The sequence below is a fragment of the Photobacterium rosenbergii genome (assembly GCF_003026455.1).
GTDB classification, from domain to species: Bacteria; Pseudomonadota; Gammaproteobacteria; order Enterobacterales; family Vibrionaceae; genus Photobacterium; species Photobacterium rosenbergii.
This window is the reverse complement of sequence record NZ_PYMB01000001.1, coordinates 1168403-1190638: the sequence shown is the minus strand read 5'-3', so window position 1 is coordinate 1190638 and position 22236 is coordinate 1168403. Positions and strand designations below refer to the sequence as shown.

Genomic DNA, 22236 nt, shown 5'->3' with positions numbered 1-22236 from the left:
TCCGGCCTTTTTTGTTTTTGTATATGTGAAGTGTTGATTATCAAGCCGCGGGGTTAACGTGTTGTGGACCCAAAAGATGTGAGTTGCAGCACGTTATATAGACTGAATATACGAAAAGAATTCACCATGTATTAAACGTGTATTACTGTATACATGTTTAATACAGGTTGGGATTGGTTATGGCAAACTACAGCAAGATTGCTGATCAGCTTATTAAGGTGATTGGCGAAGACAACATCGAGTCGATTGCCCATTGTGCAACACGACTACGGATCATCGTTAAGAATAAAGATCTTATCGATGACAAGAAAATTTCTGATATTGATTTGGTGAAGGGGCAGTTCTTCACATCGGGTCAGTATCAGGTCATCTTCGGTACAGGTATCGTTAATAAGGTTTACGATCAACTGGCCGAGAAAGGCTTTGCCGCCAAAACGGCTAGCGAAGTGAAGCAGGAAGCTATTCAACGTGAGCCTGCACACAAGCGTGCCATGCGCTTTTTCTCAGACGTTTTTGTGCCGCTGCTACCTGCAATTATCGCGACTGGTGTCGGTCTTGGTTTGAAATCGGTTCTGCTTAACCCTGCTATTTTGGCAATGATGGGCCTGACGCCAGAGAGCGTTCCACAGCCGTTGACCGCATTTTTGGCCGCTGTAACAGAAACCGCCTTTGTGTTCTTGCCGGCCTTGGTTTGCTGGTCTGCTTACCGAGTGGCTGGTGGTTCGCCTTCTTTGGGTATTTTACTGGGTTTGATGCTGATTTCTCCGGCTTTCCCTAATGCATGGGACGTAGCGCTCAACCCGGATGTTAATGCCATCATGCTATTTGATGTGATTGCGTGGCAAGGCTATCAAGGCTCTGTTCTGCCATCGCTGGTTGTTGGTTTGATGGGCGCCAAAATCGAAAAGCGCTTGAATAAGGTAGTACCGGATGTATTACAGCTAATTCTGGTTCCTATCTTGTCAGTATCTATTACTTTGTTCTTGGCATTGAGCGTGCTTGGTCCTGCACTTCAGGTCGTAGAGCAGGGCATTGGCTTTGTTCTGGTTGGTCTTGCTGATATTCCATTTGGTATCGGTGGCTTTATCTATGGCCTGTTCCTGCAAGCGATTGTAGTTACCGGTATGCATCACATCATTACCATGTTTGAAGTCATGCTGGTTAGCCAGACCGGAATGAACCCAATTATCGCGCTGGGTATGCCTTCGATGGCCGCACAAGGTGCAGCAGCTCTCGCTCTGGCTTACCGTTCGCGTAACAAAAAAATCCGCGCGGCGGGTATTCCAGCGGGTGCCACGGTTTATCTGGGTATTACAGAGCCGGCTATTTTCGGTATGAACCTACGTTTTGGCATTCGCCCATTTGTTGTGGCTTCGATTGTCGGTGGTTTCGGTGGTATGGCTGCGGCGCTTCTGGAATTGGCGGCACAGGGTAACGGCATCAGTATGCTGCCGGGAATTCTGTTCTACACCTACGACATGCACCAGTTTGTCTCCTATGCAGCGTTGATGCTTATTACCTCTGTTGTGGCCTTTATTGCGGTCTGCCTATGGGGAATTCCGAAGAAGATGATAGAAGACTACCCAGCTGATGTTGAAAGTACATCATCTAGCAACAAGGCCGCTGCAAAAAAGTCAGTAACAGAAAGTAATGTGGAAACAGCGTAATGATTGATAAGTCGAATCGATTCCGAGCGCTAGGGACGGCTAAACCGGGAGAACTAGAAAACCTACGCCAGCAGATGCTGGCGCAGGATACGGATTACCTTCCTGCTTACCACATTACACCGAAAACAGGTCACTTGAATGACCCTAACGGGATGGTGTTTGACGGTGAGAAATACCACTTGTTTTATCAGTGGTTTCCGTTTGGCCCGTTCCATGGCATGAAGCATTGGAAATACCTGATCACCAAAGATTTCATCCATTTTGAAGAAGGTGATGTCCTTGCGCCGGAAAACGAGTTTGAAACCCATGGTATCTATTCGGGCGGCGCAATCTGCATCGACGGTTTCATCTACTGCTTCTATAGCGGCAACGTGATGAATGAGGATGGTGAGACATTCTCCCAGAACCAGAATATCGCCAAGTATTCCACTGACGGTAAGCTACTTGATAGATGGAATATTGTGTCACAAGCACCTGCTGGCTATACCGGTAACTTCCGTGACCCGAGTCCATTCATCAATGATGACGGCGAACTGATGTTCGTCGTGGGTGCCCAGCGTGAAGACGAATCCGGTGCAACGCTACTGTATAAGATGGCATCGCTGACCGAGGCGGAATTGGTCGGCGAGGTTAGCTACGGTGGGAAGTCGGATCTTGCGCAGCAGGCAGATGTCTACATGCACGAATGCCCGGATATCAGCCATTCCAATGGCAAAGACTTGTTCATCCTCTCGCCAATGGGCTTGAAACCACAGGCAGAGCGCTACAACAATATCTTCAGTACCCAGTTGATGATCGGCCAATACCAGAAAGGTGAAATGCACGCCGAGCAGGTGATTGAACTCGACAAAGGGTTTGATTTCTATGCGCCACAAACGTTTACCGATAGTGAGCGAAATATCATGCTGGCTTGGTGCGGTAATGGCTCATTGAGCATCCCGACGGAATTATTGGGTTGGAAATTCATGCTTTCCATGCCGCGTGAATTGCTGATGGAAGGCAATAAGCTGATGCAGCGTCCACTGGTGGAGTTTGATCAACTCAAGCAGCCTTTGGTGACATTGGAACAGCCTAGTCGCTATGACATTGATGGTAATCTCAGCCAATCACACATTGTTGTCGATGGTATTGCTGACCAAGCGTTTAGCCTAACCTTGTTTGAGGATGCTGAACATAAGCTCGTGCTGACCTACCAAGATGGCAGCCTATTGCTTGACCGCAGCCAGACCATTGAAACCGATGATATGAAGCGTTTTGGCTCAGAGCGGACAGTGAAGTTGGAAAGCTTGCAGCAGTTGGAAATCTTTATCGATAACTCAGTGATTGAGATTTTCATCAATGGTGGTGAAGAGGTGATGACATCTCGGTTCTTTATTCCTAACCGGAGCCACAACATGGCGTTTGCTGGTGCTGCTGCAGTGAAAATCTCTGAAATGTCAGCGATTTCTTTGTACTAAGGTTTCCCCCGAGCCTTTGTACCCTAATAAAACGTTACTCGTGTTGGGGGTAACGTTTTGGGCGCCCCTTCCATCTTTCGGGGCGCCTTTTCTTTATCTATTACTTTTCTTTATCTATTAATTGGCTTGTTTATTTGTTGCCGGTACTATTCGTTATAAGCAATAAGCTCGAAATCGTACTCGCTGGTTTTGAAATAAACCGTTGAAAGTTCGAAGATTTGACCGTCTTTAAGGTATGAGAGCGATTCGTTGATCAAGATAGGCGTTAAAGGATCAATGTCGAAATAGCCTTGAATACGTTTTTCCGGCAAGGCGGGTTTTAGCTTTTGGGTGATCTGGCCAATGCTATAGCCTTTGGCTTCTAGGTAAGCGAACTTGGAGCCTGCCATATCTTGCTCGGTCATTTCTGGGAGATAGCTGACCGGGATATAAAAGGTTTCGAAAGACGCGACACGGTTGTCCAATAGGCGCTGACGGGAGCAGCAGTAGACTGGGCTGTTTTCTGCGATCTGTAGCTTTTGAGCTACTGCAGCAGGCGCATCAATAACGGCGAAATCAATCACTTTATTACTGACTTTCTGGCCGCCTAACTGGCTTTCTTCTGTTAAACCCACCACATTGACAAAGCTATGTTTGAGTTTCTGCTGGGCAATAAAAGTCCCTTTACCTTTTTCACTGTATGTCAGCCCTTCATCATTCAGGATCTGAATCGCTTTTCGAACGGTTACGCGGCTGACATTGAAATCTTCCACCAGTTGCTTTTCTGAAGGCAATATCGAACCCGGCTTGAAGTTACCGCGTTCAATTTCTTGTTTAATAAAATCTGCAATTTGCACATAGAGCGGCAGTGATTGTTTCTGCGCAATGTAATTCGTCATCATCCCTCCTGGTGAATCTCCAAATTATACCTGACTGATGCAGGGATATCAGCCAACGGAACTACCACTTTTGGGGTGGCAGTTCCGGCGCGATTTGTGTTTATAAGCAAGTGGTTAGATATGTTTTTTGGCTGGTTTCAACTGAAAGTGAGTTACAAAACGTAACACTGGAACGCCTGACAAGTCGAAGCGGGCTGGTATTGGTCGTGTGAATGTGATCCGTGTCACCATCAAGATCGACTTAATAGAGCTAAATTGCTCTTTGTGTGATCGCGATCACCAACTGATTAACAAGTACTCCGCGGTGTTCTGTGATGTAGATCGTTTATTTTTTATTGACAAATTGATTTTGGCTTATTTGTAGCAAAGTTTCATTACAGTTTTGCAATAAAGATCACGAAGAAAAAGGTTTGGAGGGGGATTTCGGGGATGTGGCTCACAAAAAACCCGTCATCAGATCGGTTTAAAAATTCTGTGTTAGATTAATTGGGTACTAAGCAATTGGACGGTTTTGGCGAACCGTACCTAACACAAAATCTATAACTGAACATCAGACGGGGAATCGATATGATATCACCAGATGCAAAGATCAAGATACAAAATTTTGGTCGTTTCTTATCTAACATGGTGATGCCTAATATTGGCGCATTCATCGCGTGGGGCTTCATCACAGCACTTTTCATTCCAACAGGTTGGTTCCCGAATGAAGAACTAGCTAAGTTGGTTGGTCCAATGATTACTTACTTGCTGCCGCTACTCATCGGTTATACCGGTGGTAAATTGGTAGGTGGTGATCGCGGTGCCGTAGTCGGTGCCATTACAACCATCGGTGTGATTGTCGGTACCGATATCCCGATGTTCATGGGTGCCATGATGGTGGGACCGCTGGGCGGTTGGGCAATCAAGCGTTTTGACCGCTGGGTTGATGGTAAAGTGAAGAGCGGTTTCGAGATGTTGGTTAACAACTTCTCTGCCGGTATCGTTGGTATGCTATGTGCCATCCTTGCCTTCTACATGATTGGTCCATTCGTGAAGGTATTGTCATCAGCCTTGGCTGGTGGGGTAAACATGCTGGTGAGCGCAGGCCTGCTTCCTCTGACGTCAATTTTTGTCGAGCCAGCGAAGATCCTGTTCCTCAACAATGCAATTAACCACGGTATCTTCTCTCCTCTGGGTATCCAGCAGGCAAACGAGATGGGTCAGTCAATCTTCTTCCTGATTGAAGCTAACCCAGGTCCTGGACTAGGTATCCTACTGGCTTACATGGTGTTCGGTCGCGGTACGGCTAAGCAAACTGCTGGCGGTGCATCTATCATCCACTTCTTCGGTGGTATCCATGAGATTTACTTCCCGTATATCTTGATGAACCCACGTCTAATCCTTGCAGTTATCGCAGGTGGTATGGCGGGTGTGTTCACCCTGACAGTTTTCGATGCAGGCATTGTGTCTCCAGCATCTCCGGGTTCAATCTTCGCAATCTTGCTAATGACACCTAAAGCATCATTTGTCGGGGTAATCCTTTCAGTTATCGCAGCAACGTCCGTCTCTTTCTGTGTCGCTGCACTACTGATGAAAACGCAGAAAGTGACAGATGAAGAAGGCGACGACCTTGCAGAAGCAACGAGCAAGATGAAAGGCATGAAAGCCTCTTCGAAAGGGTCACCAGCAACTGTACTTGCTCAATCAGAATTCAATCTAGCCAATGTGCGCAACATCATCGTCGCTTGTGATGCCGGTATGGGCTCCAGTGCGATGGGTGCCAGCCTACTTCGTAAGAAAGTTCAGGAAGCTGGCCTAAATATTAGTGTGACCAACTGTGCTATCAATAGCTTGCCGCAAGAGGTGGATATCGTGATTACTCATAAAGATTTGACTGACCGTGCTCGTAAGCATGCAGCTAATGCCCAGCACCTTTCGCTAACTAACTTCCTTGATAGCCAGGTGTACAACGACCTAGTAACCAGCATTGTGGCAGCGGGCAGCCCAGAAGCCGCCAATGATGGTGAGATGGTAAAAGTTTCTCCTATTGCCGCCAACGATGACAGTTTTGAAGAGCAACCAGCGCAAGTATTCCAGATTCAAGCGGAGAATATCCACCTTGGCCTGAAGGCTAACAGTAAAGAAGAAGCTATCCGTTACGCAGGTGAGCAACTGGTTAAGCTTGGCTACGCAAAAGATGAATATGTTGATGCCATGTTCGAGCGTGAAAAATTGGTTCCGACTTACCTTGGCGAGTCAATCGCCGTACCTCACGGTACAGTGGAAGCTAAAGACAAGGTTATGAAAACCGGCATCATTATCTGCCAATACCAAGACGGTGTGCAGTTTACTGAAGACGAGGACGATGTAGCGAAACTGGTTATCGGTATCGCAGCTAAAAATGATGAACACATTCAGGTAATTACTACCATCACCAATGCACTTGATGATCCAGAGGCGATTGAGCGCTTGACCACGACCAGTGATGTCAACGAAGTGCTAGAAATTCTAGCCGGCGAAAAAGCCGCTTAATCAACCCCAATCATTGAGTTAAATCGAGGCCGGTGTTCCCCCTCCGGCCTCACCCCTCTAGCGCGAAATTAGAGAACACTTTTTTAGGTAGGAATTATTATGAAAGCAGTACATTTTGGTGCAGGTAACATCGGTCGTGGTTTTATTGGTAAATTGCTAGCAGACGCTAACGTAGCTGTAACGTTTGCAGATGTTGATGAGCCGTTGGTTGACCAATTAAGCCATGACCAGTCATACAAGGTAAAAGTGGTTGGTAGCGAGTGTAAAATCGATACGGTTACCCATGTAACAGCCGTTAACTCAGCAAGCCAGGACGTAATTGATCAGATTATCCACACTGACATGGTGACTACCGCTGTTGGTCCTAACGTATTGGATATCATTGCAAAAACCATTGCGACTGGTCTAACACACCGTTTCGAAGCGGGTAATAGCAACCCACTTAATATCATTGCTTGTGAAAACATGGTGCGTGGTACGACCCACCTGAAAGAAGAAGTCTACAAACACCTGAACAGCATTTACCACAGCCAAGCAGATGAGTTGGTCGGCTTTGTTGATTCAGCTGTTGACCGTATCGTGCCTCCATCAGAGGCGGCCAATGATGACCCATTGGAAGTAACGGTAGAAAGCTTCAGCGAGTGGATTGTTGACAAGCAGCAGTTCAAAGGTGATATCCCTGCCATCGAAGGCATGGAAACCACTGATAACCTGATGGCTTTTGTTGAGCGTAAGCTATTTACCTTGAATACAGGCCATATCGTTACCGCTTACCTTGGCTCCCTGAAAGGTCACGAGACAGTTCGCGATGCGATTGAAGACCAAGAGATCTATGACCAAGTTAAAGCTGCCATGCAGGAAAGCGGTGAGGTGCTGATCCGCCGTTATGGTTTTGATCGTGATATGCACAATGCCTACATCGATAAGATCTTGAGTCGTTTTGCCAACCCATACCTACGTGATGAAATCGACCGTGTTGGCCGTCAGCCAATCCGTAAGTTGGGTGCGAATGACCGCCTAATCAAACCTCTGCTAGGCACGATGGAGTACGGTGTCGAAAACGGTATGCTGCTCAAAGGTATTGCAGCAGCATTCAAATACACTAATGACACGGATCCACAAGCGATCGAACTGCAAGCGTCATTGAAAGAAATTGGTCTGCGCCCAACATTGGCAAAATACACTGGCCTTGATGCAGAAGGTGAAGAAGCGAAAAAAGTTGAAGCACTTTTCCAGTCGCTTTAAGTAATGGATAAAAAGGAGGCGCAATGGCGCCTCCTTTTGCTTTATATCCGAATCGCTTTATACCTAAGTCACTTTATACCCAAGTCTCTTTCGCTGAACCAAGCAACCTGAGAGGATTTAGGTATAGGGCGTTAAATGATAAATCTCGAAGTAGGAAGTGGGGTAGAGTCATGAACCTGACCAAAAATAAATTCCGAGTGGGCGATATGGTTATCGTTAACTGTGGCATGGTAGATCCAGATTTTGGCCAAGAGATCTCCGGTTGGATTGGAACGATTGAAAGCTGCCATTTTATTGAAGGGCAAGGCTATATCTACAAACTACGTTGGAGTGATGAAACACTCATGGAAAACAGTGTGTTAAAGGTTTCTTGCCAAGATCTCGGGTTAGAGTTTGAAACCATGCAGTTATTTGAAAACGAGCTTTCCCTTCACTCATCGGTACGGGGTAAGCACTTTATTCAGCAATGCTTGGCTTTGCCTAGGCGTGAACGGGCATATAGCTATGCCGGTTTTGCATTTTGTTAGGTGAAAATTGGTAATTTAAACAATACTTTGAAATAAGCAATTGTGCGGTTTGGCTCGACTTGGGTATAGTGGTTAAAGAAAGAAAAATGATGGGATGATTTATGCTTTCACCAACAACAAAAATAAAAATACACAGCTTCGGTCGTTTTCTTACCAATATGGTTTTACCCAATATTGGTGCATTTATCGCTTGGGGCTTTTTAACCGCTTTATTTATTCCGACCGGTTGGTGGCCCAACGAGGCCATAGCCCAACTTGTCGAGCCAATGATTATCTACTTATTGCCCCTGCTTATAGGCTATTCAGGCGGTAAGCTCATTGGTGGAGAGCGAGGTGCAGTCGTCGGTGCTGTTACCACTATGGGCGCGATTGTTGGCACCGATATCCCAATGTTTATGGGGGCAATGATCCTCGGGCCAATGGGCGGTTGGATCATTAAGAAGTTCGATCAGGCGGTTGAGGGTAAGGTCAAAAGTGGCTTCGAGATGCTGGTGAACAATTTCTCATCCGGCATTATCGGAATGGTATGCGCCATTATAGCCTTCTTTATGATTGGCCCTGCTGTCAAAATCATTGCTGTTGCCTTGGCAACAGGGGTGAATGCCATGATAGATATTGGCTTATTGCCTCTGACCTCGATATTCGTTGAACCTGCCAAAGTATTGTTTTTAAACAATGCCGTCAATCATGGTATTTTCTCGCCGCTGGGAGTACAGCAAGTGCGAGAAGCCGGAGATTCTATCTTCTTTCTGATAGAGGCAAACCCTGGCCCTGGACTTGGTATTTTACTGGCTTATATGGTGTTTGGTCAGGGGATGGCGAAGCAAACCGCAGGCGGTGCCACGGTTATTCATTTCTTTGGCGGGATCCATGAGATTTACTTCCCGTATATATTGATGAAGCCAAGGTTGATCCTTGCGGCCATTGCTGGAGGCATGGCGGGCGTGTTTGTCCTGTCTTTCTTTGATGCTGGGATGGTATCGCCAGCTTCACCGGGCTCAATTTTTGCGATTTTACTGTTGACCCCGAAGGCATCACTGCTTGGTGTCGTATTGTCTATTGTATCAGCAACCCTAGTGTCCTTTGCTGTTGCGGGTATTTTGCTTAAAACCGAACCGAATGCGGACGAGAAGTGCGAAAAAGCGGCAGGTACGGCATCATAAAGTGAAATAATGCCGGCTGTGATGATACAATCACTTTTATAACAACAGGTTAAGGAGGCTAAGTGCTATCCTTTTGTTACAGAGATACATAATTTATGGCACATAGTGACCAAGAATCTGACATTTTAGAGCGGCTCAATGATGCCCCGACGGTACGAGGTTTTTTCATTACCTCGGTTGAGGTGTTTGATGAAGCGGTTGAAAATCTGATCCAGCGGATCTTCCGCAAAGATGACTTTGCCGTGAAGTCTGTTGTCGAACCCTTGTTAAGCCAGTCAGGCCCGTTAGGGGAGCTTTCTGTGCGCCTCAAGTTATTGTTTGGTTTGGGCGTGGTTGAAGACAATGTGTACCACGATATTGAAGCGATTATTAAGCTGCGTGACTTTTTGAATAAAGAAGGTAAGGAATATAGCTTTACTGAGCCAGCTATTCTCGACCCAGTTAAACAGCTACATATGGTACAAACTATGGGTGTCGTTTTACTTGATGTCGCACCACCAGATGATGATACAGATATCACGTTTTATCAGATGCAACTAGCCCGCCAAGAACAAGTGATCAAATCAGCAATGGCATTGGCTGTATCAGGTATTTGTGCCGAACTCGACAAAGACAGTCCATTCTAAATCTTCGTTTTCCTGACCCTAACCCTAACTTTTAGCCTGTTTTGCTTTTCATTTTTACGCACTCTACACATAATGAGAGGCAAGATGTAGCTAAAACGGGTTAGTTGTGGAAAAAAGAAAACGTATAACGATAGCCGACATTGCCAAATTGGCAGGGGTTTCCAAAACAACCGCAAGTATGGTGCTAAATGGAAGGGCATCGACTTTTCGGATCAAGGATGAAACGCGTGAGCGGGTTCTCGCAGTAGCAAAAGAGCAAAACTACTCGCCGAATGTTCATGCCAAGTCACTACAAGCCAAGCGTTCAGATGCCATTGGCTTGGTGATCCCAGATCTCACCAACTTTGGTTTTGCCTCTATTTCCCGCGAACTGGAGCGTTTATGCCGTGAGGCTGGGTTGCAGCTTTTTATCGCTTGCTCAGAAGATAATCCAGACATTGAACGGCAGGCTGTAGAAGGGCTGGTCAAGCGACAGGTCGATGGTCTAATCATTGCTTCAAGCCAAACCGATGATGACAATTACCAGGCATTAACCAAGCAGATCCCGGTGCTGCAACTAGACCGCCATATCGGACAATCCACACTGCCAATGGTAATTACCGATGCTGCAAAAGTAACCGCTGAATTAATTAGCAAAACAGCGGAGTCGGTCGATGAGTTTTATTACTTCGGTGGTCAACTGGAGCTATCCCCAAGCCGTCACCGCTTGGCCGGATTCAAGTTGGGACTGAGCAGGGCAGGGCTGGAGCTAGACGATGCCTGGATTCGGCACCGTGATTACCAAACCGAGTCTGGTTATATGTTGATGGAGCAACTCCATAAAGAGCTAGGCCGGTTGCCAAAAGCGCTTTTCACTGCATCGTATACCTTACTTGAAGGGGTACTGCGATACTTGAATGAACACAATTTATTAAACGCTCTGCTGAACAAAGAGATGCGCTTGGTCACTTTCGATAATCACGATCTTCTTGATTGCCTCCCTTTGAATATCGACTCGATCGCGCAAAACAGTGAAGAGTTAGCCAAACGAAGCTTCCAGCTCATCCAGCTATTGATGTCCAGTCAAAATGTCACACCGACCGCTTTTGCATTGGATGCCGCTATTCGTTGGCGAAGCGAATAATTACTTTTTCTTGATGAGATTCTAGCCCCTGTTAATGACAAAGTTAGTAGGGGCTTTTTTTTGCTATCAACACTGATTTATCGACAATGAAATTAAGTTCTTGTTTTAAAAGGGATTTAAAATAAGAGTGTTTGGTAAAACGATAAACTTATTAGCCATACCAAATTACTACAAATAATTTGAAATTAGTCACAGCATTATCGTCTATACGAACTGACGATTAACGAATGCGTGCTAAATCCAGTAAACCAAATTGCTCCTACCACACTGCAGAATATACCTTCGCTAACTGAATCCATTGCTCACTACAGAGCATTTGGCATATCTATGTGTGTTTATCGACATATAGCCTGATCACAAAAAAGCACTAAATTGTTTTAGTGATCACAAAGCTAAACGGTTTTAGCAAGTTTTTCTCGATCTGCTAAATCAGTTTAGCAATAATCGCAGCGAACACAATGATTAGCATATATAACAATTATCCGGAGTATCTTTTATGAAACGCAGTGGTCTATTCAAACTGTCCCTAGCTGCTTTAGCAGTTGCAACTTCTTTCACCGCAACAGCAGGGATCAGCATCGTAGATAACGAGCAAGGAAACTTTTCTATCGGTGGTGATGTTGAGTTTGATTTTAACTACCAAGATAACGATAAGGCAGATCAGCTAAACCGCGGCAAAGATTCAAACTACAACCAAACAGGCCGTGTACTTGTTGAATTTGCGGGGGAGCGCAAGACTGAAAGTGGTCACTACCTTGCAATTAAAGCGCAGCCTTTGATGGACTCAAACGGCGAAGTAAATCTTGATGATGCTTACTTCTCGTTCGGTGAGCAAGGTGGTTGGGATCTACGTATGGGTCGTTTTGAAGCCTACGATATGTTCCCAGTTGGTCAGGATACATTCCTAGAATACTCTGGCGATACTGCCAATGACCTATACCGAGACGGTGCAGGTTATGTTTACCAGATGAAAGAAGCGCGTGGTCGTGCAACATCAGCAGGCCAACTAATGTACAGCCAAAGCTTCGACAACCTTTATGTTGAATTGGCAAGTGTGATTGGTGAGCGTGCCGACCTATTCGGTACAAATACGTCTGATGAGAAAGTGACTTACCATGGCCGTGAAGTTTCATCGAATAAAGATGCGATCGTTTTGCGCCCGGTTGTTGCTTATCAGATGGGTGACTTCCGCATTGCCGGTGCGATTGAAGCAAACCTTGTTAAGGATGCTGTGATTGATACCGAAGGTAATGATGTAAGTGACCGTATTGGTTACGGTATTACCGCAAACTACACAATGAATGACTTATCTGTGAATGCAAACGTTGCTTACATGGATGCGCTAAACGAAAAAGATACCTCTGTTGGTCTGAACGTATTGTGGAAAGGCTTCGGTATTGGCTATGTCTACGGTGTGAATGACTTCGATGCAAAATCTGATTTCTACGACGGTAAAGTGAAGATTGATACGTTCTACGCATCTTATGAGTTTGCCAACGTGCTGGACGTGGAAGACTTCTCAATTTACCTAGGTGCTTTCCACACTAGCTTGAATGAAGAAGGTACGCGTTTGAACGATGGTGCAATGTTCAGCGAACTTGACGACAAAGGTGCTCGCGTACGCTTCAAGTACTTCTTCTAAGCTAAACGTCTCTTAAATACTGTTATCTTTTGTTCTTTTCAGTCCTTTTTGGCAACAGCAAATACTGTTGCCACTTTTTAACGGGAAGTGAATTTCACTTCCCGTCTTTTATTGAGCTGAGTATTACCGCTCAATCCCATTTCGCTGCTTTACCACCAAGCTTCGAACTGAACCCCGACGTTAAACTCAGAGTCTACTGTCGACACAACATTGTTATCGTCGATACTGTCAATGTTTGAGAAGTAGGTACCGTAGAGACGAATTTCCGGACGGGCAAAGAAATCTTCACCGGCATTCCATGCCTGGGCAATAGTGATTTTCTGACCAGAAAGGTCTTTTCCACTGGTATCTTGGTTGTTGAAGTAACCTGCTTCAAAAATGGTTTTGTGGTGTTTATCCCAGCTATAGACGGGGCGTACCACGGCAGAAAAGTATGTCAGGTCGTCATTTTGATTGGCTTCAATATCATCAATAGTTGCAGACCATAGCAGTTGGTGGCCAAGTTCAATGTTTTTGGTCAGATTGACCACACCCCAGTTGATCAAACGATATGCACTCCCACCACTTTTGGTATTGGCATGGTAGGTCGTACCCGCACCGAATGTAGCAAGTTCGGTGGCGTAACCTTCGGTGGCGTATTGAAGGACAGTTTTATTAAAGCCACTGTCTAGGTTTTGAGTGATCTGAGCTGTTGCCATCACACCGTCTTTACTGTCTTTCGCTTCTTGCGGGGCATCTTCCGAAGGGTTAGTGATTGCGTAGTTAATGCCTAGCTCCAAGTCCGCATTGTTCCACAGATCAATACCGGCATAACGCATGTCGATAACGTTGACATTAAGCCCCTCACCTCGGTTACCTGTATCGGTAATATCATTATCGTCGTTGCGGATCACGGCAAATGAAAAGCGGCCATCGCCCAGGTTGAGGTTTTCGATACCGGCACCGGCACCCGAAGTATTCCAGTAGTAAAAATCGGTAATATGAACATCGTGACGTTGGTAGTAACGTTTACCAGCCCACAGTGTCGCCTCGGGAGCAAATTTTAAAATGCCTGTTGCTTGCACATTCAACTGGCGGAAATCAATGAAGCCGTTTTCTTCGTCATCTTTGAGTGACTCAAAAATGTTAGAGCCGTCACTGCCCACTGCCAGCATAGAGTCAAAGTAAAAACGGGCACCATCTTGGTTATAGATTTCTTTGCCGAGACCAAACTCTGCAAAGGTATCAGCTTCGTTGCCCAAACGGCCCAGTTGTTGTTTGTTGAATTCAACATTCTGGCCATTGTCGCCACTGATACCGATACCTGAGCGAGCGTAACCGTGGAAGACAAAGCTGTCATCAGCAAAAACTACTGGAGTGAGTAGGGTGGCAGAAACAGCCAGAGCGGTAAGGTTCATTTTCATCATTTTTAATCCCTTTAATGGAAATGTATTGGTATTAAATATTGAAATTATTTTGTGGGAATGTTCCCATTTGTTGGTGGCAGATGATGGCAGGGAAGTGCGATTACGTAAATGGGAATGTTCCCATGGCGTGAGTCGGTTCACACTCTCCTGATAACAGTGAGGAGGGGGGAATTAGGCGAAATCTACCAAAATCTCTTTAATATCAGTAATATGGTTTGCAAGTGATTCATTCAGGTGATAAATGCCAACAATGCCCGTTTGTGGGGTATGGGTATCCGGTAAGGGGATGATGTCGAATTGGGCAAAGTAGTCAGCCATACTTTTGGTATAGGGCATGATGGCTTTGGAGCTAACAAGAAAATCTATACTGGCACTGAGTGAGTTTATTTCGTAACTGATTCTTTCTCCCAGTTTTTTTCTTTCTTTTTCTTGCTGTTTGGGCTGTGGGTTTTCAATTAGGTGTTGATAATTGTCCTGATCAGGGGTGACTTGGAGTAAAGGATAAATGTCATAGTCTTTTTCGATATCACTGCCAATTAGCAGAGGATGCGAGCAATGGACAAATTGTGCTTCATGATCTTGCAGTATCGGTGTGAATAATACATTGCAGCGGCGTGAAAGACCTTGAATTTCGTGCCCGATAAATAGGTCAATATGGCCATGGATCAGCATGTCCATTAGCTTAAGGTGATTGCCAAACTCAAGTTGTATTGAAATACCCGGGTGCTGGCGACAATAAGCGTTCAGTGCATCTTTAACGAAGACCTCCCACCATGCATCACCGGTACCCATTTTTATTTTTTCTGTTTTACGCGCTTTTAGGTCAGCGAGCTTGTCCAGCATGGCATCATGGCGTCGGCTCAGGTCTTGGATTTGCTCTTGAAAAAGCTTGCCGTACTCAGTGAGTTCAACACCTTTGGAGCGGCGAGTGAATAGAGAAACGCCCAGGTTACTTTCCAGCTTTTTCATATTGTTGGTCAGTGTTGGCTGGCTAAGGTTTAGTTGCTGTGCCGCCGAGCTGATATTGCCTAACTCAGCTATCGCGAGAAATTGGCGGTAATGCTTTTCCATTGATAAAACCAGTGAAAATTTCTTTGCAAGCAGTCTCACATTTTTTGAAATCCATCACAAAGAAAAAGGAATTGAACTTGTGATCTCTGTCGTCAATTTTCTTTGTGATATAGAAAAAAGCTATACCATAGCGATGGGGATGTATTTTTCATAATGAGAGCGACGTCATAAGATATTGGAAATTTCGATTTCTCCTCAGAAATCAACCTAGATGACAACTGAGCTCCTAGAGGGCATTTTTTGAGGTTTTGCCATGAACATGAAGCCTAAATGGTGGCACGATGCCGTCGTATACCAGATCTACCCGCGCAGTTTTTGCGATAGCAACAACGATGGTATGGGTGATTTGCAAGGTATTATAAGCAAACTGGATTACCTGAAAACCTTGGGCGTGAATGTCCTTTGGTTGTCGCCGGTGTATAAATCACCAATGGACGACAATGGTTATGATATTTCTGATTATCAGGATATCGCACCAGAATTTGGCACCATGGAAGATATGGATCAGTTGTTGGCGGAAGCTAAGCAACGTGACATTCGCATTATCATGGATCTAGTGGTGAACCATACCTCTGATGAACACCCTTGGTTTGTTGAAGCGCGTAAGTCGAAAGACAACCCTTACCGTGATTACTACGTCTGGCGCCAGCCTGCCGAAGACGGCGGTGTACCAGATGAGATGGGCTCAGTATTTGGGGGGAGCGGCTGGGAATATGACGAGCAAACCGGTGAGTACTTCCTACATATCTTCTCCAAACGCCAGCCGGACTTGAACTGGGAAAACCCTAAGGTTCAAGAAGAAGTTCATAAGATGATGAACTGGTGGATCGATAAGGGTATCGGTGGTTTCCGTTTGGATGTTATCGATCTTATTGGTAAGGAAATTGACAAGAAAATCACCGGTAACGGCCCACGCCTACACCCGCTTATTCAGCAAATGAACCGTGCCACTTTCGGAGATAAGGATCTTTTGACTGTGGGTGAAACCTGGGATGCGACACCTGAGATTGCCAAGCTATACAGCGATCCTGCCCGTGAAGAGTTCTCCATGGTGTTCCAGTTCGAGCACATTAGCTTGACGTGGAAGCATGGTGATAAGTGGCAACCAATTCCATTGGATCTTCCAACGTTCAAGAAGGTATTGACCAAGTGGCAAGTAGAGCTTGCTGACGAAGGCTGGAACTCTTTGTTCTGGAACAATCATGATTTACCGCGCGTGGTATCGAAATACGGCTGTGAAGGGCAGTACCGAGTAGAATCAGCCAAAATGCTGGCAACAACAATGCATATGATGAAAGGCACACCTTATATCTACCAAGGTGAAGAGATTGGCATGACCAATGTGGCCTTTGACAGTATTGATGAATACCGTGATATCGAGACGCTGAACTTCTATAAAGAGCGCACAGAAAACGGGGTGCCACCAGAGACTATGTTGGCAGCGGTGCATGAGAATAGCCGTGATAACGGCCGTACTCCTATGCAGTGGAATGACAGTGCTAACGGTGGTTTCTCGTTGGTTGAACCTTGGATTAAGGCTAACCCGAACTACCCGGAAGTGAATGTTAGTGCAGCATTGGATGACCAAAACTCCGTATTCTATCACTACCAGAAGTTGATTGAGCTTCGCAAGTCGCTGCCGGTTATCGTTTACGGTGAGTTTGAGCCTGTGTTTGAAGAGCATGACAAGGTCTTTGGCTATGTCCGTTCCGATGCAAACCAGCGTTTGTTTGTGCTAAACAACTTCACAGCCGAAGAGATCACTATCGAACTACCGACTCATTTACAAGCTCAGCAGGTTGAGTGTGTGATTGCGAACTACGAGCATCATCAAACTCTGCCAGCGACGATGACACTGAAGCCGTATGAGTCATTTGCTGTGCTGCTGCCAGAGAATCATTAATATCCGTTAACTGCAATTAATTGTCTTTATTGTTGTTAGGTTTGGCTCTATTTCTTGTTTGAAGTAGAGCCTTTTTTATTTATAGCCTCTGGCTACGCTTACAAAAGTTGAGGGGCAATATTAATATGGATGCAAAATTATGCATTACAAGGTCGAGGATAATCAGGTTGTATTCACTGTTTCCTGCCAGAGTGAAAGTTTATATTTAAAGGGAACATTTACAAACTGGATGGTTGACGAAGGTTTTCGATTTGTAAAAAGCGCAGAAGGCTACCACTTGATAAAGCATATTGATGACGTTAATAAAATAGGAAACTCCGGATTTATAGAATATGTCATATGGGATGATAATGCTCAAACAGCTATTGAAATAGATTTAGAGCAGGAAGGGCATTATTTTAATAACCAGTGTAATGGCGGTTTTAACCAGCTATTATTTTTACAATCGCCTAAACGAGAATGTTTAAAAGAGATTTCTGAAGCCTCCCGGCAATCTTTCCGTATAAAAAACCAAATGGGTCAATTTAACTCAGATGCGCAGTTAGCCAATTTTCGCTGTGTCTCAGGCGGGAAATTAAAGTCCGACTGGATTTATCGTAGTTATCATCCGGTGGTAGCTTCAAGGGGAAATCACCCTCAGCTAAAGCACATTGAACCGGCCAGGCAGGCTAAAGTGCTTGCTCTGATGGAGCAACACCAAGTCAGCAACGTGATTAACCTGTCGGACACCGCAGATGCACTTAACTATTTGATGCCTGATGCCCCTGAGAGTTATTACAAGCATTGCTGGCAGCAAGGACAGGTGCATAATATTCCAGTCGCCTACGAGACAGTTTATTTCATGTCAGACAGAAATGAGCCTCTAAATGGTGATGAGCTGGGCTTTGAAGACGGTATCCGTTGCTTGATTCAGACAATTGCCAAGGCTTCTGGGCCATATTTAGTCCACTGCCGACTAGGCTCTGATAGAACTGGGGTGATTTGTGCTTTCCTCCAATTGATGATGGGGGCCTCAAGACAAGAGATCGCAGACAACTATCTAAAGACGAATCAGCTTGGTATAGGTGAATACCGCAGTATTAGGTTACTGGAAAGGGCGCTGCAATCTACAGTGGGTGATGACTGTTTTGTCGATAGTGAAGAGAAGGTACTAGAATATCTTCTCGGCTTGGGCTTGCCAATATCGCTTATTGAACAGGCTAAAACCCAGCTTTCATAACGCTTACGATAGAAGAAAACAGCCCAACAGTTCGAATCTGTTGGGCTGTTTTGTTTAGTTTGAGGTTATAAACGCAGGGCCTAGTCGCGGTACAAAATCGTCAGCGATTGGGCACCTTGCATATAGGTTGTCTGCACTTGTCGCGAGCCTAGTGCTGCTTCAGAGGTATCACAGACGACTTGCCATTTGCTGCCTTCAGGTAGTCGATAGCGTGTTGGTATCTTCGAACTGTTAATCAAGAACAATAACTCTCTACCATTATCAAACAAGCCGAGATACAAAGAAAAAGCTTCGAGTCCCTGCCAATCTTCAGCATTCATCGGCTGTCCGTTTGAACGATTCCAATGGATTCGATGGTGACCTCGATTTCTGCCACTGAAAGCGCGTAGGAAAGGCGACATGTACATTTTTCGCCGCTCAAGCATGGTTGTCAGCCATTGGCTAAATTCAGATTTATCCTTACATGGTGACCAATCTGCCCAACTGATTTCGTTGTCTTGGCAATACGCGTTGTTGTTACCCCCTTGGGTGTGGGATAGGGCATCTACAGCGAGGATATGAGGAATACCAAAGCTAAATAGCAGGGTAGTCATTAGGTTGCGCTTCTGGCGCTCCCTGCGGCTCAATACGGCATAGTTGTCCGTTTCCCCTTCAACGCCCTGGTTGTTTGAGCGGTTGTCGCCATGGCCGTCACGGTTGTTCTCACCGTTAGCATGGTTGTGTTTGTGGTTGTAGGAGACTAAATCCTGAAGGGTAAACCCGTCGTGGTAAGAAACAAAATTGACAGGCAGCTTATCTGGCCAGCACCCAGCACTGAATAAGTCACGGGAGCCCATTATTCGGGTGGCGAACTCTTTGACATTGTTTTCCTGACATAGCCAGTAGCTTTTCACTGTGTCACGGAACTTGTCGTTACACTCATTCCAGCCGCGAGGGAAATAACCAAGCTGGTAGCCGTCAGGGCCAATATCCCAGGGTTCTGCGATAAGTTTTACTTGTCTCAAGACAGGATCTTGGGCAATGGCCTTAAAGAAGGCGCTTTGGGTATTGAATCGGTCGCCATTTCGGCCAAGCGTGGCTGCCAAGTCGAAACGGAAGCCGTCGATTTTGTATTGCGTCACCCAGTTGCGCAGGCTATCGAGTACGATATTAAGACTAGGTTGGTAGGTCAGATCAAAGGTGTTACCGCAACCGGTATGGTTCTTGTAATTCTTATCTGTATCTTGCAGGTAGTATCTCTTATCCAGACATTTGAAATGGAACTTAGGTCCACCTTCACCACCTTCAGCTGTGTGGTTGAAGACGATATCCATAATCACTTCGATGCCATGGCGGTGTAGCTCCCTGACCATGGTTTTCATTTCGGTGACCGGATCTTCGGTCGCATAGCGCGGCTCAGGTGCCATAAAGCACAAGCTGTTATACCCCCAGAAGTTAACCTTGTCCATTTTCAGCAAATGCGGTTCGGACATACATGAGGTTACAGGCAGCAACTGTAGGCTAGTGACACCTTGCTGTTTGAAGTACTCGATCATAGCGGGTTGGCATAGGCCTAAGTAGGTGCCTTGATACTTATCTTCAATCTCAGGGTGCTGTTTGGTAAAGCCTTTTACATGGGTTTCGAAAATGATGGTTTCTTCAAGGGGAACTTGGGGCAGGGTAGTACCTTGCCAGTCAAAGCTGTGATCAACCACAACGGATTTGGCGAAGTGCCAGCTCCTGTCGGCAGTGAAGGGCTCATTATAATAAGGCACTTTATTTAAGGCTTGAGCATAAGGGTCCAATATCAGGCGGGTTTCATTTTTATCTTTTATTTGGTAACCGTATACCTGACCCTTATTAATACCTTTAACGAAGGTATAATGTATATCTAAGTGCTGATTTTCTAATTCAATGAAGGTTTTTTTATTGTTGTTATCAAATAAAACCAGTTGAATCTCTTTGCTTTCTGGGCAATGAATAGAAAAATTACAACCCTGATCACATAATGTAGCCCCTAGTGGAAATGGCTGAGCTAATTTAGCGAACATCCTGTACATCTCTTTGCTAATTTACACATTTATAAGTGCTATTTAAGCGGGAAAATATTTTCAGTCAAGGGAAGTTTTTTTTTCTTAAAAAATTAAAAAAAAATCAGTTACCAATAATTTCACTAAATTCAAATAAAAGTGACTGGCTTCTTGTTTTTCTCTCTTGATCTGTAATTTTCTTTCAGTTTTACGCCTAACCTTCGTGAGGCTTATCACGGAACCCCTCTCCACCCCATTTCCTACGCCCCTCTCATCCTCCCTCCTCCTCCCTGTTTTAGGAGGATGTAGAAAACTGTATCAAGGCTGAATATGAGTCCCGAAAAGATTGCTAGATAGCAGTCACGATAAAAATATAAGAAGGGACATTCCTATGAAACACAAGTTAGTACCTGTAGCAGCGGCATTACTTACCGCGCTAGCTTCACACAATGTAGCCGCTGAATCTGCCACTGATATTGTCACTGATGGTTGGACCGTTAATGGTTATGCATCTATGAACTACCGTTTGGTAGAAGGTGAGACAACAGATAATGAGTATGGCAAGCCTGACTACATGACTGCTGGTACACATGGACACAGTACAAACCAAGTAGAATTCATTATTAAGAAGCACACTGAACATCGAAACGGCGTATGGTCTGACTTCGTTGTTCGCTCTGAGTACGGTAATGGCAACACATTCGCTTATTCATCGCCTGGTAGCCAGAAACAAGATCATTTTGACGGCCAATTTGAAATTAAAGAAACCTATGTTGAAATTGGTGGTATTTCTTTCCTAGGTGAAGACACATCTGTTTGGGGTGGTCAGCGTTTCCTAAACCGTTCTGCAGGTCTACTATCTGGTGAGTTCTGGAAGCAGTCTTCAGGTGTTGGTGCAGGTATCCAAACTAAGCTTGGCGGAAATACAGCAGGTTTTGCAGTAGTTTCAGCTGATGCTGATGGCACAATTGGCCAGTACCAAAAGGATGAAGATGGCAACTTTATCGATAGTGATGGCAATATTACCAATGACGATAGTAAGAGAGTTCCTGTAGAGCGCAAGACTCTGACTTCTATCGACTTGTACTACTACGGTGTGCAGGCGCTTGGCGGTAGCTTTGACTTTGACCTGAAATTCATGTCTCAAGCTAACAGCGATGATGACGGTATCGGTGCATCTATTACCTATAACCGCGATTACTACGGCCTTGACGGTTGGACTCAAACAGCCATTGCCTACGGTAAAGGTATTGCACAAAACCGTGGTGTGAACTTCGGTAGTTGGTCTGGTGGTGATGACAACGCAGAATCATTGTTCATCACATCATACGGTGTTCTAAACATCTCTGATAATTGGCAGATGGGCTCTGAAATCACTTACATCGGCGCGCTAGACGAGCTATGGGGTGCTGAAGATCTTGAGCGTATGCTAATCGCTGTTCGTCCTTCTTACAAAGTAAATGATAACCTGCGTCTTGAGATGACTGCTTCTTACGGTTATGAAAACGGTAAAGATGGTTACTGGGGCCGCGAAGGTGATGCAGTTAAGAGTGAAATCTATAACTTTGAGCTAGCTGCACCACTTACAGTAAATGCTGATTACTTTGGTCGCCCACAGATCAAACCTTACGTGAGCCACATCATGGCTGATGACCGTGCAAGTGCTGAACGCGTTGGTATCCGCAGCGGTGATAGCGAAACAATTGTTGGTGTTCACACTGAAATCTGGTTCTAAATCACAAAATTGTTAAGGCAGCCCTCGGGCTGCCTTTTTCAGTCACAATTGGCT

Annotated in this window: 15 protein-coding genes and 1 pseudogene; 12 read left to right on the top strand and 4 right to left on the bottom strand. The window is 45.3% G+C overall.

All coding sequences use genetic code 11. The features are described from left to right. The first annotated feature begins 179 nt into the window (after positions 1–179). Together C9J01_RS05625 and C9J01_RS05620 are read left to right on the top strand one after the other, a co-directional pair. Positions 180–1667: a PTS transporter subunit EIIC gene (locus C9J01_RS05625; protein ID WP_107297100.1), complete on the top strand. Its 1488-nt coding sequence runs from the start codon at positions 180–182 to the stop codon at positions 1665–1667. Beyond that, positions 1667–3124 (top strand): glycoside hydrolase family 32 protein, encoded by a 1458-nt coding sequence (locus C9J01_RS05620; RefSeq protein WP_107297099.1) that lies wholly within the window; start codon positions 1667–1669, stop codon positions 3122–3124. The genes C9J01_RS05625 and C9J01_RS05620 overlap by 1 nt, the downstream gene beginning before the upstream one ends. 146 nt (positions 3125–3270) lie before the next feature. On the opposite strand, the gene C9J01_RS05615 is transcribed toward C9J01_RS05620, so the two are convergent. Then, entirely contained in the window at positions 3271–4002 is a 732-nt protein-coding gene (locus tag C9J01_RS05615) for a GntR family transcriptional regulator (RefSeq protein ID WP_158264491.1), read from the bottom strand. Positions 4003–4569: 567 nt separating this feature from the next. Here C9J01_RS05615 and C9J01_RS05610 point away from each other — a divergent pair. The 7 genes and pseudogenes from C9J01_RS05610 to C9J01_RS05580 all read left to right on the top strand — a co-directional run bounded on the left by C9J01_RS05610 (position 4570) and on the right by C9J01_RS05580 (position 12839). Next, positions 4570–6513 (top strand): PTS mannitol transporter subunit IICBA, encoded by a 1944-nt coding sequence (locus C9J01_RS05610; protein WP_107297097.1) that lies wholly within the window; start codon positions 4570–4572, stop codon positions 6511–6513. A gap of 99 nt (positions 6514–6612) precedes the next feature. Beyond that, positions 6613–7758: a mannitol-1-phosphate 5-dehydrogenase gene (locus C9J01_RS05605; RefSeq protein WP_170114876.1), complete on the top strand. Its 1146-nt coding sequence runs from the start codon at positions 6613–6615 to the stop codon at positions 7756–7758. Positions 7759–7928: 170 nt separating this feature from the next. Further along, positions 7929–8285, top strand: coding sequence for a hypothetical protein (locus C9J01_RS05600; protein WP_107297095.1), 357 nt, complete (start codon positions 7929–7931; stop codon positions 8283–8285). 101 nt (positions 8286–8386) lie between these two features. Then, positions 8387–9433, top strand: a pseudogene (locus C9J01_RS05595) (PTS mannitol transporter subunit IICBA); the annotation flags it as partial. Positions 9434–9543: 110 nt separating this feature from the next. Further along, positions 9544–10074 (top strand): MltR family transcriptional regulator, encoded by a 531-nt coding sequence (locus tag C9J01_RS05590; RefSeq protein WP_107297093.1) that lies wholly within the window; start codon positions 9544–9546, stop codon positions 10072–10074. A 106-nt stretch (positions 10075–10180) separates the two neighbouring features. Further along, a complete protein-coding gene (locus C9J01_RS05585; protein WP_107297092.1) occupies positions 10181–11197 on the top strand; it encodes a LacI family DNA-binding transcriptional regulator in 1017 nt (338 codons plus the stop codon). A 496-nt stretch (positions 11198–11693) separates the two neighbouring features. Next, entirely contained in the window at positions 11694–12839 is a 1146-nt protein-coding gene (locus C9J01_RS05580) for a carbohydrate porin (protein ID WP_107297091.1), read from the top strand. 149 nt (positions 12840–12988) lie between these two features. Here the strand turns inward: C9J01_RS05580 and C9J01_RS05575 are convergent, their stop codons facing one another. Both C9J01_RS05575 and C9J01_RS05570 read right to left on the bottom strand, forming a co-directional pair. Then, positions 12989–14245 carry a maltoporin gene (locus tag C9J01_RS05575; RefSeq protein WP_107297090.1) on the bottom strand — a complete coding sequence of 419 codons (1257 nt, stop codon included), beginning with the start codon at positions 14243–14245 and terminating at the stop codon, positions 12989–12991. A 171-nt stretch (positions 14246–14416) separates the two neighbouring features. Then, a complete protein-coding gene (locus tag C9J01_RS05570) occupies positions 14417–15316 on the bottom strand; it encodes a LysR family transcriptional regulator (RefSeq protein ID WP_107297089.1) in 900 nt (299 codons plus the stop codon). 259 nt (positions 15317–15575) lie between these two features. Here C9J01_RS05570 and C9J01_RS05565 point away from each other — a divergent pair, with 259 nt between their 5' ends. Continuing rightward, positions 15576–17219, top strand: coding sequence for a glycoside hydrolase family 13 protein (locus tag C9J01_RS05565; RefSeq protein WP_107297435.1), 1644 nt, complete (start codon positions 15576–15578; stop codon positions 17217–17219). 139 nt (positions 17220–17358) lie between these two features. After that, positions 17359–18438 carry a tyrosine-protein phosphatase gene (locus C9J01_RS05560; RefSeq protein ID WP_107297088.1) on the top strand — a complete coding sequence of 360 codons (1080 nt, stop codon included), beginning with the start codon at positions 17359–17361 and terminating at the stop codon, positions 18436–18438. 80 nt (positions 18439–18518) lie between these two features. Here C9J01_RS05560 and glgX read toward each other — a convergent pair whose 3' ends face one another. After that, positions 18519–20468 (bottom strand): glycogen debranching protein GlgX, encoded by a 1950-nt coding sequence (glgX, locus tag C9J01_RS05555; protein WP_107297087.1) that lies wholly within the window; start codon positions 20466–20468, stop codon positions 18519–18521. 370 nt (positions 20469–20838) lie between these two features. Between glgX and C9J01_RS05550 the strand changes: the two genes are divergently transcribed. After that, positions 20839–22182 (top strand): carbohydrate porin, encoded by a 1344-nt coding sequence (locus C9J01_RS05550; protein WP_107297086.1) that lies wholly within the window; start codon positions 20839–20841, stop codon positions 22180–22182. The last annotated feature ends 54 nt before the right edge of the window (positions 22183–22236 follow it).

Coding starts and splice junctions, on each gene's coding strand:
- C9J01_RS05625 (WP_107297100.1), top strand. CDS start 180: ATGGCAAACTACAGCAAGATTGCTGATCAGCTTATTAAGGTGATTGGC.
- C9J01_RS05620 (WP_107297099.1), top strand. CDS start 1,667: ATGATTGATAAGTCGAATCGATTCCGAGCGCTAGGGACGGCTAAACCG.
- C9J01_RS05615 (WP_158264491.1), bottom strand. CDS start 4,002: ATGACGAATTACATTGCGCAGAAACAATCACTGCCGCTCTATGTGCAA.
- C9J01_RS05610 (WP_107297097.1), top strand. CDS start 4,570: ATGATATCACCAGATGCAAAGATCAAGATACAAAATTTTGGTCGTTTC.
- C9J01_RS05605 (WP_170114876.1), top strand. CDS start 6,613: ATGAAAGCAGTACATTTTGGTGCAGGTAACATCGGTCGTGGTTTTATT.
- C9J01_RS05600 (WP_107297095.1), top strand. CDS start 7,929: ATGAACCTGACCAAAAATAAATTCCGAGTGGGCGATATGGTTATCGTT.
- C9J01_RS05590 (WP_107297093.1), top strand. CDS start 9,544: ATGGCACATAGTGACCAAGAATCTGACATTTTAGAGCGGCTCAATGAT.
- C9J01_RS05580 (WP_107297091.1), top strand. CDS start 11,694: ATGAAACGCAGTGGTCTATTCAAACTGTCCCTAGCTGCTTTAGCAGTT.
- C9J01_RS05575 (WP_107297090.1), bottom strand. CDS start 14,245: ATGATGAAAATGAACCTTACCGCTCTGGCTGTTTCTGCCACCCTACTC.
- C9J01_RS05570 (WP_107297089.1), bottom strand. CDS start 15,316: ATGGAAAAGCATTACCGCCAATTTCTCGCGATAGCTGAGTTAGGCAAT.
- C9J01_RS05565 (WP_107297435.1), top strand. CDS start 15,576: ATGAAGCCTAAATGGTGGCACGATGCCGTCGTATACCAGATCTACCCG.
- C9J01_RS05560 (WP_107297088.1), top strand. CDS start 17,359: ATGCATTACAAGGTCGAGGATAATCAGGTTGTATTCACTGTTTCCTGC.
- glgX (WP_107297087.1), bottom strand. CDS start 20,468: ATGTTCGCTAAATTAGCTCAGCCATTTCCACTAGGGGCTACATTATGT.
- C9J01_RS05550 (WP_107297086.1), top strand. CDS start 20,839: ATGAAACACAAGTTAGTACCTGTAGCAGCGGCATTACTTACCGCGCTA.